Genomic DNA, 13,947 nt, shown 5'->3' with positions numbered 1-13,947 from the left:
GTCGCCCCCCCGCGGGGGGCCGTCCCTTCGGCGGCCCCCCCCCCCCCCGGGGGGGGTGGGGGGGGGGGGCGGGGGGGCCGGCCCCGGGGGGGGGGGCCGGGGCCCCGGCCCCCCCACCGCGGGGCCGACGTCAGACGGCCAGCCCGGCGAGATCCGCCGCGATCTCCCTCAGCAGCGCCGCCTGCACCATCGGGAAGTGCGTCGGGTCCAGCGTGGACGGTGCGGTCTCCCCGCCGGAGTACTTGGCGAAGGTCTGGCCGATCTTGATGCGCTTGCCCGCCACCGCGCCCGCCTTGCCGTGGTCCACGTCGTGCTGGAGGCCCGTGCGCAGCAGGTTGACGTCCTCGAAGGACGGCGGGACGTTCCCGGCGAGACGCTGGCCGGGGCCCTCCCGGAAGAGGAAGTAGAGGTCCCCGATGAAGTTCGAGTAGCTCTTGAAGTCCGTCACCACGTCGCGGCAGCGCGCCAGCCCGGCGGAGGTCTTGTTGGTGATCTTGAAGAGGTCGGATCCGTTCTTGGCGGCGTACTCGTCGTTCCGTGCCGCCACGAGGTCCTGCACCCGCCGCCCCAGCCGCTCGATCTCCACGGAGATCCCGCTGGCCGCGATGTTCTCCGGCCCGAGCGCCTCCACCCAGGAGGAGTTCGAGAGCATCAATTTGCGGAGCAGGATCGCGTGGCGGTCCCCGGGCCCCGACTTGACGTTCGCCGAGAGGGTGCGCTGGAACTCGAGGAACGAGCGGTCGGTCGCCCTCGTCCCCAGTTCGTTCTGCCGGGAGAGGTCGGCTCCGAATCCCTCGAAGAACTTGCAGAGGCCGACCTCCATCCCGTCCGCCCGGCCGGCGGCCACCAGCCGCGTCGTCAGGGTGATGAACGACTGGATGGTGCTCCTGTTCCGCAGGACCGAACTCTGACCGGGAAAGGCGCGGTTCAGGTAGTCGAGCGTGGCGACGATGCGGAGCGCGACATTGGAATTCTCGGAGAAACTCGCCTGGGACTCGGCGAGCCGCTTCAGGTCGTCGTACCGCAGGCGTGCCTCGAGCCCCTCGATCTCGACGGCGACCACCTTGGAGGCGATGTCGAAGTACGCCTTCCGAGTGTCACGAATGGCGACCTTCTCGGTGAAGAAGGGGTGCTTGGCGAGCTTGCGGGCGAACTTCGTCATCCCGCTGTTGACGGCGTTCAGCTTCTCGGCGGCGGTCAGGATCATGCCGCCCTGGAGCCGCTGGAAGAACTCCTGGATGTCGTCGTCGCTGGCTTCCGTGATCTCGTCGTACTCGATCTCGAAATCGTCGAACCGGTCGGTGACGACGTCCGGGAGCTCGTGATAGGTCGCACCGCCGAACTCCGCCGCCGACTCCTCGGAGAGCCGCAGCGTGCCCTCGAAGAACTCCCAGATCGCCGCCAGCCGCTGCTGGCCGTCGACCACGTCGAATTCGTCCGGGTCGTTCGACGTCTTGGCGAAGTAGAACTTGGGGAGCTTCCACCCGTTCAGGATCGAATCGATGAGGAGCTGCTTGCGGGCCAGTGGCCAGACCTCGTCCCGCTGCCAGTCAGGGATGTCGTAACGGCCGCGTCGCTTGTAGGCCTTGTCAAGCGCCATCTTGCGCGCTTCCATCTTCATGAACTGCTCCGCAGCTGCGAGGAAATGGGTTCGAATGGTGTGCCCGGCGGGAGGAATGAGGCGCGCTGACGGGCCTCGTCGACGACGATAGCGGAACGAACCTTTCCCCACCTCCCTTTTGATGACAGGGGAATCGGCACCACAACGGGCCGGATAGCGTGCGGAGCCGACGCGACTCGGCCCGTTCTCCCGTGACTTCGGCATAAGCGGTGCATCGCCGCGCGGCTTCCTCGTCCGGGCCGGGCGCCGCGCGGCCGACGGCGTCCCCTCGCGCTCGTCGGCCGCGGGTCGTCAGCCGCGGTCGCCGGGCGTCCCGTCGGCGGCGAGGCGGGTGGCGAGCCAGTCGGCGGTGGCCGGGAGCCAGTCGGCGAGGGCGGTGCCGAGCAGGTGGTTGCCGTGCGGGACGAGCAGCAGTTCGGCGTCGGGGGCGTGCTCGGCGAGGGCCGTCGCGGGGGTGACGCCGGGGATGCCGTCCTGGCCGCCCTCGACGACCAGCAGCGGGGTGGTGATCGTCGGGGCGAGCGCGGTCAGGTCGATCCGGCGGGCGAAGGCGCGCGCGGCGTCGAGGCCGCCGCAGCGCTGGGCGAGGGTCGCGGTGACGAACGGGACGAGGCCGTCCCAGTCCAGCCGGTACGGGCCGCTGACCAGGGCGGCGGCCCGGACCCGGGGCTCGTGGGCGGCGGCCTTCGCGGCGTGGTGGCCGCCCAGGCTGAGGCCGATCACGGCGACCCGGTCCAGGTCCAGGCCCGCGTCCGCGTCGAGGGCGTCCAGGGCGCGGGCGACGATCCGGGTGTCGGGCAGTTCGGCGAGCGAGGAGGTCGGGACGGCCACGTACTCGGCCCAGCCCCCGGCCGGCGGGTGGCCGACCACCCGCCGGCAGACGGCCGGGCCCGATCCGTCGGCGGCCGCCTGGACGACCAGCCCGGCGATGTCCTTCCCGGGCCGCCAACCGGGCCGGGGGGCCTCCAGCTGGAAGGTCTCGCCGCGGTTCACCGAGAACGCCTCGACCTTCACCAGGGCCTCCCCCGGCCCCGGCTTCGGCTGGTCCACCTCGGCGAAGCCGACCGGTACGTCCCGCCGCCCGGTGCCCAGCAGTGCCCTCATCGCGCTCTTCCCTCCACGGCCGCCCGGGTCCTGGCGGCCCGGGCACGGCCCCAGCTCACCGCGCCCGTCGGGGGCCGGTCCAACAACGAGGGGGCGGCGGCGACAACCGCCGGTTGTGCTGCCGGGCCCGGCGGGCCCGCACGGGGCGTCGGGGGCGGGCCCGGGGGCGGGCTCCGGCCGCGGCCGCCCGGCGGGGATCCGCGCGGCATAGGCTGGCCGGTCATGGATCTCGATCTCGCGCAGGTGCGGGCGTTCGTGACGGCCGCGGAGGAGTTGCACTTCGGCCGGGCGGCCGGGCGGCCGGGCATCACCCAGCAGGCGCTCTCGAAGCGGGTGGCCCGGTTGGAGGGGCTGCTCGGGGTCCGGCTGCTGGAGCGGGACGCCCGCGGGGTGGCGCTGACGGAGGCAGGGCGGCGGTTCCTCGGACCGGCCCGGCGGGTGCTGGAGCAGGGCGAGCGCGCGGTGGCGGCGGCGGTGGGGGGTGCCCGGCGGCCGCTGCGGATCGACGTGTGGGGGCACCTGTTCGCGCCGATGCGGACGGTCGCGCAGGCGCTGGGCGGGGTGCCGGGGCTGGAGGTGGAGCCGGTGCCGGGCCGGGACCTGCCGTCGGTCGCGGCGGCGGTGCTGCGCGGGGAGTCGGACGCCGGGTTCGGCCGGGTGCACGCCCTGCCGGACGGCGGCGACGCCGGGTTGACGCACCGGCTGGTCCGGTTGGAGCCGGTGGACGCCCTGCTGAGCACCGACCACCCGCTGGCCGACCGGGAGGTGCTGAGCCCGGCGGACCTGCGCGACGGCGTGCTGCGCTTCCCGGCCGCGGTGGACCGGCTGGACTTCCTGACCCGTTTCGCCGACCGCTTCGGCATCGCCGGGCGGATCGGTTCGACCAACCTGGGCCCGGAGCACTTCGTCGAGCGGATCCGCACCGACCCCGGCTGCTTCTCGCTCGTCCCGGCCGACTGCCCGCTGCCGGAGGCGCACCCCGGCCCGGGCCGGCCGGGGGTGCGGACGGTGCCGCTGGCCGGCCCGACGCCGCTCTACGCATGGTCGCTGCTCTGGCGCGAGGACGGCGGCGGTGACGGCCCCGACGCCCTGCTGGAGCCGCTGCTCCGGGCGTTCGCCGCCGAGGCCGGGCGCAGCAGGTGGCTGGAGTACGACCCGGCCCGGGACTGGCTGCCGGACGCCGACGAGGCCGCGCTCACCACCTGAGCCCGCCCGGCCCGGCGCCCGCCCCGCCCGGCCACCCGGACCCGGGCCCCGCCCCCGCCCCCTCCCGGTGACCACCCGTCACCCGGGCCGCGGGGACGCCCCGCCCGTCACCCCGCCAGGGCCTGGTACGCCGCCGTCTCGAAGTCCCGCGCGATCGCCGGCGGCGTGGCGGACTCGAACATCCGCTGGGTGAGCAGCACCCCGGTCAGCCGCTCGGCCGGGTCGTTGAACCAGACCGTGCCGAGGCCGCCGTCCCAGCCGTAGCGGCCGGGGGCTGCGAGGCCGGTCCGGGCGGTGGTGACGGAGACGCCGAAGCCCCAGCCGGTGAGGTCCTCCCGGCCGAGCAGCGGTCCGGAGGCGGCCAGTTGGGCGGGGGTGAGCTGGTCGGTGGTCATCAGCTCGACGGTCGGCCGGGAGAGCACCCGCACGCCGCGGTGGCTGCCGCCGCCGAGCAGCATCCGGGCGAAGGCCAGGTAGTCGTCCAGGGTGGAGACCAGGTCGGCGCCGCCGTCCGGGAACGCCGCGGGGCGGGCCCAGGCGCTGTCGCCGGTGGCGCCGTCGTAGGGGACGAGCCGCCCGCCGGCGGGGTCGTACAGGTATTCGACGGGCAGCCGGTGGAGCTGGTCGGCCGGGACGACGAAGCCGGTGTCCCGCATGCCGAGCGGGTCGAGGACGCGCTCGCGCAGCACCTCGCCGAGCGGTCGCCCGCAGGCCCGGGCGAGCAGGACGCCGAGGACGGCCGAGCCGGTGTGATAGAGCCAGCCGGCGCCGGGCTGGTGGAGCAGGGGCAACTCTCCGAGCCTGCGCAGGAACTCGTCCGGCTCCGGCTGGTCGGCCCGGGGCGCCCGGACGTCGACCCCGCGCTCGGCCAGGGCCCCGGCGATCGGGGCGGTGGGCGGGAGCATGGCGAGGCCGTGGCCGAGCCGGAAGGTGAGCAGGTCGCGCAGGGTGATCGGCCGCGCGGCGGGCTCGGTGTCGTCGAGCTCGCCGTCCGGGCGGCGCAGCACCCGGCGGTCGGCCAGCTCGGGCAGCAGGTCGTCGACCGGGTCGTCGATCCGCAGCACGCACTCCTCGACGAGGGTGAGGGCGGCCACCGCGGTGACCGGTTTGCTCATCGAGGCGATCCGGAAGAGGGTGTCCCGGCGCATCGGGGTGGTGCCGGCGAGGTCGTGGTGGCCCAGGACCTCCACGTGTTCGTCGCCGTCCCGGGCGACGGCGGCCACCAGACCGGGCACCCCGCCGCCCTCGACGTGGCCGGTCAGCACCCGGTGCATCCGGCCGAGCCGCTCCTCGGACAGTCCCGTCGGTCCGCCGCTCATCACCCACCGCCCTCCGGGCCGCCGACGGCCCGTCACGTCCGTTGTCGCCCACCACTGTGGCGCACGGGACCGACGGATCGGGCGCACGTCGCCGCCGACCGGGCGCGGCCCGAGGCCCGACGGGCGCGGAGCCGGCTGGTCGGCGGCGGCCGAGCCGTCCGCCGCGTAGGAGGTGATGCCCGTGACGTCCGAGTCCGGCTTCGCCCGGACGGCTGGAGCCCGGATCCGCCCCGAACCGCTGCCGCCCCGCCCGATCACCCGCACCCGATCGCCCCCGACCGCCCGCCCCCGCGCCCGCCCCGGGCGCCCCGCACCCGATCACCCGCACCCGACCCGACCCGCCGTTCGCGCTCGGCCACCGGCGACTGTGACACTGGAGGGGCTCGAAAACCGAGGTGCGCGCCGCCGCCCCTCCTTGCGAACCTAGAGGGATGCCCGCAGTGAGTTCTCCCGCAGTCCAGTCCGCCGCCGCCCCCGCCGACGGGCCAGGGATCGGCGAGCTGGCCGCCCGCCTTCCGGAACTGACCCTGCGCGACCAGGTCCGGATCGGGCGCCGGCTGGAGGGGGCCCGCCGGGTCCGCAAGCCCGAGGCCCGGCAGAAGGTCGCCGCCGAGATCGCCGCCGACATCGAACGCGCCGAGCTGCTGGTCGAGCAGCGCCGCAGCGCCGTCCCGGCGATCACCTATCCCGCCGAGCTGCCGGTCAGCCAGAAGAAGGACGACATCCTGGCGGCCATCCGGGACCACCAGGTGGTGATCGTCGCGGGCGAGACCGGCTCGGGCAAGACCACCCAGATCCCCAAGATCTGTCTGGAGCTCGGCCGGGGCGTGCGCGGCCTGGTCGGCCACACCCAGCCGCGCCGGATCGCCGCCCGCACGGTGGCCGAGCGGGTCGCGGAGGAGCTGGACAGCCCGCTGGGCGAGGCGGTCGGCTGGAAGGTCCGGTTCACCGACCAGGTCGGTCCGGACACCCTGGTCAAGCTGATGACGGACGGCATCCTGCTCGCCGAGATCCAGACGGACCGCGAGCTGCGCCAGTACGACACCCTGATCATCGACGAGGCGCACGAGCGCAGCCTCAACATCGACTTCATCCTCGGCTACGTCAAGCAGCTGCTCCCCCGCCGCCCGGACCTCAAGGTCGTGATCACCTCCGCGACCATCGACCCGGAGCGCTTCGCCCGGCACTTCGGGGACGCGCCGATCATCGAGGTCTCCGGCCGCACCTACCCGGTGGAGGTCCGGTACCGCCCGCTCGTCGAGGAGGGCGCCGAGGACGAGGACGCGTCCGACGCCGACCGCGACCGGGACCAGGTCCAGGCGATCTGCGAGGCCGCCCAGGAGCTGCAGGCCGAGGGCCCGGGCGACATCCTGGTCTTCCTCTCCGGCGAGCGCGAGATCCGGGACACCGCCGACGCGCTCAACCGGCTGAAGCTGAAGTCGACCGAGGTCCTGCCGCTGTACGCCCGGCTGAGCTCGGCCGAGCAGCACCGGGTGTTCCAGCGCTCCGGCAGCCGCCGGATCGTGCTCGCCACCAACGTCGCCGAGACCAGCCTCACCGTCCCGGGCATCAAGTACGTGATCGACCCGGGCACCGCCCGGATCTCCCGCTACAGCCACCGCACCAAGGTGCAGCGGCTGCCGATCGAGGCGGTCAGCCAGGCCAGCGCCAACCAGCGCAAGGGCCGCTGCGGCCGCACCTCGGACGGCATCTGCATCCGGCTGTACTCGGAGGAGGACTTCCTCTCCCGCCCCGAGTTCACCGACGCCGAGATCCTGCGCACCAACCTGGCCTCGGTGATCCTGCAGATGACGGCGGCCGGGCTCGGCGACATCGCCGCCTTCCCGTTCCTGGACCCGCCGGACTCCCGCAACATCCGGGACGGCGTGCACCTGCTGCACGAGCTGGGCGCGCTGAACCCGGACGAGAAGGACCCGCGCAAGCGCCTGACCCCGCTCGGCCGCCAGCTGGCGCAGCTCCCGGTGGACCCGCGGCTGGCCCGGATGGTGCTGGAGGCGGAGCGCAACGGCTGCGTGCGCGACGTGATGGTGATCGCCGCGGCGCTCTCCATCCAGGACCCGCGCGAGCGCCCCGCCGAGAAGCGCCAGGCCGCCGACGACCGGCACCGCCGGTTCAACTCGGAGACCTCCGACTTCCTCGCCTACCTGTCGATGTGGCGCTACGTCCGGGAGCAGCAGAAGGAGCTGTCCTCCTCGGCGTTCCGCCGGATGTGCAAGGCGGAGTTCCTCAACTACCTGCGGATACGGGAGTGGCAGGACATCTACACCCAGCTGCGCACCGTCGCCCGGCAGCTGGGCGTGGCGGTCGAGGAGCCGCAGCCCGGCGCCGAGCCGGACGCCGACCGGATCCACCAGTCGCTGCTGGCCGGCCTGCTCTCCCACATCGGCCTCTTCGACGCGGAGAAGCGCGAGTACGGCGGTGCGCGCGGCGCCCGCTTCGCGGTCTTCCCGGGCTCCGGCCTGTTCAAGAAGCCGCCGCGCTGGGTGATGTCGGCCGAGCTGGTCGAGACGTCCCGGCTCTGGGCGCGGATCAACGCGAAGATCGAGCCGGAGTGGGTCGAGCCGCTGGCCGGCCACCTGATCAAGCGGAGCTACAGCGAGCCGCACTGGGAGAAGAAGGCCGGGGCCGTCCTGGCGTACGAGAAGGTGACCCTCTACGGGATGCCGGTCGTCGCCCAGCGCAAGGTCAACTACGGCCGGATCGACCAGGAGCTCTGCCGCGAGCTGTTCATCCGCAACGCACTGGTCGAGGGCGACTGGGAGACCCACCACCGGTTCTTCGCCGAGAACCGCCGGCTGCTCGGCGAGGTCGAGGAGCTGGAGAACCGGGCCCGCCGCCGCGACATCCTGGTGGACGACCAGACCCTGTTCGACTTCTACGACGCCCGGCTGCCGGAGGACGTGGTCTCCACCCGGCACTTCGACGCCTGGTGGAAGAAGGCCCGGCACGAGCAGCCGGACCTGCTCAACTTCGAGAAGTCGATGCTGATCAACGACGCCGCGGACGGCGTCACCGAGGCCGACTACCCGGACCACTGGCAGCAGGGCAAGCTCCGCTTCCAGCTGACCTACCAGTTCGAGCCGGGCAGCGACGCGGACGGGGTGACCGTCCACATCCCGCTGCCGGTGCTCAACCAGGTCACCGCGGAGGGCTTCGACTGGCAGATCCCCGGCCTGCGGGCCGAGCTGGTCACCGCGTACATCAAGTCGCTGCCGAAGGCGATCCGGCGCAACTTCGTCCCGGCGCCGGACTTCGCGAAGGCCGCGCTGCGCGAGGTGAAGGACCGCCAGGAGCCGCTGCTGCCCTCCCTGGAGCGCGCGCTGAAGCGGCTGACGGCCGTCACCGTCCCGCCGGAGGCCTGGGACGACGAGCGGGTCCCGGACCACCTCAAGGTGACCTTCCGGGTGGTGGACGGCCGCCGCAGGCTCGCCGAGTCCAAGGACCTGGAGGAGCTGCGGCTGCGGCTCAAGCCGAAGCTGAAGGAGACGCTGTCCTCGGCGGCGTCGGGCCGGGGCATCGAGCAGGGCGGGCTGACGGCCTGGCCGGCCGGTCTGCCGGTGCTCCAGCGCACCTTCGAGCAGCGCTCGCGCGGCCACTCGCTGCGGGCCTACCCGGCGCTGGTGGACGAGGGGGAGACGGTCGGCGTCAAGCTGTTCGACACCCCGCAGGCGCAGGCGCAGGCGATGTGGGAGGGCACCCGCAGGCTGCTGGTGCTGACGACCACCTCCCCGGCCAAGTCGATCCAGGGCCGGCTGGGCAACCAGGCGAAGCTGGCGCTCTCGCACAACCCGCACGGCTCGGTCGCCGCCCTGTTCGAGGACGTGGTGGCCTGCGCGACGGACCGGCTGATGACCCTGGCGGGCGGCCCGGCCTGGGACGAGGCGGCCTTCGGCAAGCTGCACGACAAGGTGCGGGCCGACCTGTACGACCTGTCGGCCGACACCACGCTGAAGACGGCCACCGCGCTGATCGCCTTCCACAAGGCCTCGACCCGGCTGAAGACGGTGAGCAGTCCGGTGCTGCTGAACGCGGTGAACGACGTCCGGCTGCACCTGGCCTCCCTGGTGCACCCGGGCTTCGTCACGGGCACCGGCTGGCAGCGGCTGCCGGACCTCAAGCGCTACCTGCTGGCGGTGGACCGCCGGCTGGAGGCGCTGCCCAACCACCCGCAGCGGGACGCCCAGCACCTGCTGAAGGTCCAGCAGGTGCAGCAGGCGTACGGGGAGCTGCTGGCGGCCGTTCCGGCCGGGCAGCAGCCCTCCGCGGAGGTGCTGGCGATCCGCTGGATGATCGAGGAGCTGCGGGTGAGCTTCTTCGCCCAGTCGTTGGGGACGCCGAGCCCGGTGTCGGAGAAGCGGATCATGAAGGCGATGGAGGCGGCCAGGGCGGCGCTCTGAGCTGGGCGGTCCTCAGGGGCCCTCAGGTCCCGGTTCGACCTGGGGGCCCGACATGGGCTACAGTCTGTCTTGTTCGCAGCGCGGCAAGCGAGTGAACGAGATCAGAAAACTCTGGTCCCGTGGAGCAGTTGGTTAGCTCGCCACCCTGTCAAGGTGGAGGTCGCGGGTTCAAGTCCCGTCGGGATCGCCGCAGTGCGAGAGGCCCGGAACCGTCAGGTTCCGGGCCTCTCGCGTTTTCGCGCGGGCGCTTTCCGCCGGCTTCCCTGCATCCAGACAGGTCTAGACCACAAGCCCCGGACGTGTGACCGTCGTCACCCCCCATTTCCCGATCATGACTCCGTCACACGCCCATCACGACCCCGCTAATTTAATATGTAAAATTGCACCGCTATTCACTGTAAATCCCCCCCGCCCCACGCACATCGAATCGTTATCCGGAGTTCAGCATTCCGCCCCCGGCGCGGCCGGCCCCGGGCATGGCAAAGGGGCCGCTTACCGGACCCGGCGGAGTCCGGTAAGCGGCCCCTTTAAAGAGCCTTCGGCCTATCAGGCCTCAGTGCGCTGAGCGGGAATCCCGGCCAGCAGAGCGCGCACCTCCGCCTCGCGGTAACGGCGGTGACCGCCGAGCGTGCGAATGGACGTCAGCTTGCCCGCCTTGGCCCAGCGGGTGACCGTCTTCGGGTCCACGCGGAACATGGTGGCAACCTCTGCCGGCGTCAGCAGCGGCTCAGCATCAGGGGTACGAGCGGTCATGAGCGGCCTCCTCGGGAGAACCGAACCAGGGCGGTTCTATCCTTCAAATTCTGCACCTTGGCCCGCGATGCCCGAAATGGCATAGACGGGCCGAGTCGGTTATAGGACGAACGGCTTGTCCTGGTGTCTACAACTACACCATCCGTCCAGCCCTATCGACCAAACCGCCAAAATTGACCCCTCACGGGTTCAAGGCTGACGGATGGCGATGGACCACCCCATAACGGACAGTCACGCGGTCGTGACGTCCGGTTACGAAGGGACCAGACCCTCCGTTTCCCCGCAAAGCACGCATCGACTCCAGAACCACCCAAAAGTGGGCACGCTCACGTGAAGTTGGGCTGGTTGTCCCATTTTTGCACATAGGGGTAAGTTCGCGTCAACGGTGAGTAGTGTCACGTTCGACAGCTATTGACCCGAACCAGGACCTTGGTCATGCGGTCCGGGCCGTAGGACCCTTCCAGTCATACACGGGCCCCACGGGGTCAGTTCGCGTACCGCAGCGCCAGCACCCGCCGCCACCGCGCCGTCAGTTCCCCGTACGCCCGCATCGCCTCCGCGGCGTCCCCCGCCCGCAGCGCGCGCAGCCCCTCCTCCAGCTCCCCCGCCGAACGGTCCGCCAACAGCCGCTCGGGCCCCAGCAGATGCACCAGCCCCCCGTAGTCCAGCTCCACCAGCGAGCGCGGGTGGAACTCCTCCAGCCACCGCCCGACCCGCTCCGCCCCCCGGACCAGTTCCCCGTCCGGCACCTCCTCACGCAGCGCCCGGTAGGCCCGGGCCACCCGCCGCCGCGCCTGCGCCATCGGCACCAGGTAGAACAGCGCCGCCGCCCGCGCCGGACCGCCCGGCTCCGCCGCCGGCACGAAGCAGCGGTCCTCGTCGCCGAACGGCAGGAACCAGCGCACCGGCACCTCCCACCGGCTCGTCAGGATCCACGGCCGGGCGTCCGGGTGCTCGGCCCGCCAGCGCTCGTGGTCCGCCTCGGCGGCCGCCCGGGCCACCGGCGGCACCGCGGTGTCCAGCAGCGTCACCGGGGCCGCCGCCCGCAGCTCCTCCAGGGCCTGCCAGCTGCGCAGCCTGGTCGCCCACGGGCAGACGTAGAGCACGCCGTCCACCACCCGCACGAAGGCCCGCTCGCTCTCCCGCTCGGGCAGCGCCCGGGGCGTCCGGGCGACCAGCTCCGCGAGCGCCCCGCGCTGCTCCTCCAGGGCCGCCCCGGCCACCGGCTGCGCCGCATCCCCGGCGTCCGGCCCGTGTTCCGCCGCGTAGGCCTGCCACCGGGCCCGCTCGGGCTCCGGGTAGGCGGCCAGCGGCTCGTAGACCCGCAGGTGGGCGGCGTAGGGCGGCAGTACCGAGGTGCGTACGACGGTCACGTCCTGCATGGTCGCACGCGCCGACCGGCCCCGGGAGGGCGCGCTCCCGAACCGTTCGCGCCCGCACCGCGGACCGCGGCCCGTCTCACCCCTCGGACAACCGGCACAAGCTCGGACAAGAGGGCCGATCGCCACCGCACGCGCGACTACGCTTCGCCTTAGGCGCCCGCACCACAGCAGCGGGCCTTCGATACTGGAGTCACCACAGTGACCGACGTACAGACCCCCGCCACGCACCCCGCACCCGGCGTGCTCAGCAGGATCTTCCGCACCGAGCAGGACGGCGCCCCCGGCGACGGCCACGAGCAGGTCGTGCTCTGCCACGACCGGAGCTCCGGGCTCAAGGCGATCATCGCCATCCACTCCACCGCGCTGGGCCCCGCCCTCGGCGGTACCCGCTTCTTCCCGTACGCCTCCGAGGAGGCGGCCCTGGAGGACGCGCTCAACCTGTCCCGCGGCATGTCCTACAAGAACGCGCTGGCCGGGCTCGACCTCGGCGGCGGCAAGGCCGTCATCATCGGCGACCCGAACAAGGACAAGAACGAGGCCATGCTCCGGGCCTACGGCCGCTTCGTGGAGTCCCTGCGCGGCCGCTACATCACGGCCTGCGACGTGGGCACCTACGTGCAGGACATGGACGTCATCGCGCGCGAGACCGAGTTCGTGACCGGCCGCTCGCCCGAGCACGGCGGCGCCGGCGACTCCTCCATCCTGACCGCCTTCGGCGTGTTCCAGGGCATGCGCGCCACCGCCCAGGCCCGCTGGGGCCAGCCGACGCTGCGCGGCCGGCGGGTCGGCGTCGCGGGCGTCGGCAAGGTCGGCCACTACCTGGTCGGCCACCTGGTCGCGGACGGCGCCACGGTCGTCGTCACCGACCCCTTCGAGGCCGCCGTCAACCGCGTCCGCGCCGCCCACCCCGAGGTGGAGGTGGTCGCCGACACCGCCGCCCTGCTGCAGGCCGAGCTGGACGTCTACGCCCCCTGCGCCCTCGGCGGTGCGCTGACCGACTCCGTCGTCGCGGCGCTGGGCGAGTTCGGCACCTCGATCGTCTGCGGCGCGGCCAACAACCAGCTGGCCCACCCGGGCGTCGAGAAGGACCTCGCCGACCGCGGCATCCTCTACGCGCCGGACTACCTGGTGAACTCCGGCGGCGTGATCCAGGTCGCCGACGAGATCGACGGCTTCAACTTCGAGCGGGCCAAGAACAAGGCCACCAGGATCTTCGACACGACCCTGGAGATCTTCACCCGCGCCACCTCCGACGGCGTGCCGCCGGCGGTCGCCGCCGACCGCCTGGCCGAGAAGCGGATGCGCGAGATCAGCGCGCTGCGCACGGTGCTGCTGCCGGGTGCCCGCCGGGCCTGATCCGGCCCGGTCCGGACCCGGGGTGCGCGGGGGGCGGTCTTCTTCCGTCCCCCGCGCATCACGATGTGGAACCGGATTCTCACTTCTGCGCCCGATCGGGTGATCCAACGTCCCCCTAGGGGGGATAATCGGTCCTGGAACGACGGACCTCAGACACCTCCGGACAGCGCGCAAACCGCCGCAAAACCTCCCCTGACCTGGGAAGACCTGGTCTCGGGTGCAGTCGGTGCGCGCCACGTCACACCGACGACGTACCGTCCAGCGGCGGAAACAGGTACCGTTAATGCTCCAAGGGACGGTCCTCCCATTCGGGCAGGCCGGACCTGATCATGAACACGTGTCAGACTCGGGGCCGTGAGCCCCATCGTTGAGGGGGTCGACCCATGGGGCGCGGCCGGGCCAAGGCCAAGCAGACGAAGGTCGCCCGCGAGCTGAAGTACAACAGCGGCGGGTTCGACGCTAACCGTCTGTCCAACGAGCTGGGCGTATCGCCGTCCACCGCTTCGATCGAGCCGGAGCCGATCGAGGAGGAGGAGGACGACGACCCGTACGCGGAGTACGCCGCCCGCTACGCCGACCTCGACGACGAGGACGACAGCGGGCCGGGTACCGGGCCGTCGCAGGCCTCCCGCCGCTCGTAACCCGTAGTCCCGCCGACCGGTCCGAGCGCCCCAGGGCGCCGGGCCGGTTTTCGGCGTTCCCGCGCACGCCCGCGGCACCGGCCTCCCGGGCATGCCCGCCCCACCGCCCTCCCGGGCACGGTCCCGGCGCGCCCGCCCCGCCCTCCG

Annotated in this window: 9 protein-coding genes and 1 tRNA gene; 5 read left to right on the top strand and 5 right to left on the bottom strand. The window is 72.7% G+C overall.

Features of this window, described 5'->3' with window-relative positions; genetic code table 11:
* Positions 1 to 130: 130 nt before the first annotated feature.
* Both ACIRS1_RS32965 and ACIRS1_RS32960 read right to left on the bottom strand, forming a co-directional pair.
* Positions 131 to 1,621: a DUF262 domain-containing protein gene (locus ACIRS1_RS32965; RefSeq protein ID WP_402845791.1), complete on the bottom strand. Its 1,491-nt coding sequence runs from the start codon at positions 1,619 to 1,621 to the stop codon at positions 131 to 133.
* Between the two features lie 291 nt (positions 1,622 to 1,912).
* Complete coding sequence (locus ACIRS1_RS32960; RefSeq protein WP_402845789.1) at positions 1,913 to 2,725, bottom strand: alcohol dehydrogenase catalytic domain-containing protein; 813 nt, start codon at positions 2,723 to 2,725, stop codon at positions 1,913 to 1,915.
* Positions 2,726 to 2,947: 222 nt separating this feature from the next.
* Between ACIRS1_RS32960 and ACIRS1_RS32955 the strand changes: the two genes are divergently transcribed.
* Complete coding sequence (locus tag ACIRS1_RS32955) at positions 2,948 to 3,931, top strand: LysR family transcriptional regulator (RefSeq protein WP_402845787.1); 984 nt, start codon at positions 2,948 to 2,950, stop codon at positions 3,929 to 3,931.
* A gap of 107 nt (positions 3,932 to 4,038) precedes the next feature.
* On the opposite strand, the gene ACIRS1_RS32950 is transcribed toward ACIRS1_RS32955, so the two are convergent.
* A complete protein-coding gene (locus ACIRS1_RS32950; protein WP_402845785.1) occupies positions 4,039 to 5,250 on the bottom strand; it encodes a serine hydrolase domain-containing protein in 1,212 nt (403 codons plus the stop codon).
* A gap of 431 nt (positions 5,251 to 5,681) precedes the next feature.
* Here ACIRS1_RS32950 and hrpA point away from each other — a divergent pair, with 431 nt between their 5' ends.
* Both hrpA and ACIRS1_RS32940 read left to right on the top strand, forming a co-directional pair.
* Positions 5,682 to 9,668: an ATP-dependent RNA helicase HrpA gene (gene hrpA / locus ACIRS1_RS32945; RefSeq protein ID WP_402845783.1), complete on the top strand. Its 3,987-nt coding sequence runs from the start codon at positions 5,682 to 5,684 to the stop codon at positions 9,666 to 9,668.
* A gap of 113 nt (positions 9,669 to 9,781) precedes the next feature.
* Positions 9,782 to 9,855: transfer RNA gene (locus tag ACIRS1_RS32940), tRNA-Asp, on the top strand.
* Positions 9,856 to 10,214: 359 nt separating this feature from the next.
* Here the strand turns inward: ACIRS1_RS32940 and bldC are convergent.
* Complete coding sequence (gene bldC / locus ACIRS1_RS32935) at positions 10,215 to 10,421, bottom strand: developmental transcriptional regulator BldC (protein WP_014137253.1); 207 nt, start codon at positions 10,419 to 10,421, stop codon at positions 10,215 to 10,217.
* A 485-nt stretch (positions 10,422 to 10,906) separates the two neighbouring features.
* Positions 10,907 to 11,803: a hypothetical protein gene (locus ACIRS1_RS32930; RefSeq protein ID WP_387905187.1), complete on the bottom strand. Its 897-nt coding sequence runs from the start codon at positions 11,801 to 11,803 to the stop codon at positions 10,907 to 10,909.
* 198 nt (positions 11,804 to 12,001) lie between these two features.
* Between ACIRS1_RS32930 and ACIRS1_RS32925 the strand changes: the two genes are divergently transcribed.
* Together ACIRS1_RS32925 and ACIRS1_RS32920 are read left to right on the top strand one after the other, a co-directional pair.
* On the top strand, positions 12,002 to 13,159 hold the full coding sequence (locus ACIRS1_RS32925) for a Glu/Leu/Phe/Val dehydrogenase dimerization domain-containing protein (protein ID WP_402845781.1): 1,158 nt from the start codon (positions 12,002 to 12,004) through the stop codon (positions 13,157 to 13,159).
* A 383-nt stretch (positions 13,160 to 13,542) separates the two neighbouring features.
* A complete protein-coding gene (locus tag ACIRS1_RS32920) occupies positions 13,543 to 13,800 on the top strand; it encodes a DUF3073 domain-containing protein (RefSeq protein ID WP_360213136.1) in 258 nt (85 codons plus the stop codon).
* The last annotated feature ends 147 nt before the right edge of the window (positions 13,801 to 13,947 follow it).

Origin of the sequence: Kitasatospora sp. NPDC101176, from assembly GCF_044768035.1 — a bacterium.
In the GTDB taxonomy this organism is placed as follows: Bacteria; Actinomycetota; Actinomycetes; order Streptomycetales; family Streptomycetaceae; genus Kitasatospora.
Note: the sequence above shows the minus strand (reverse complement) of the source record. Positions and strands in the feature narration are given on the sequence as shown.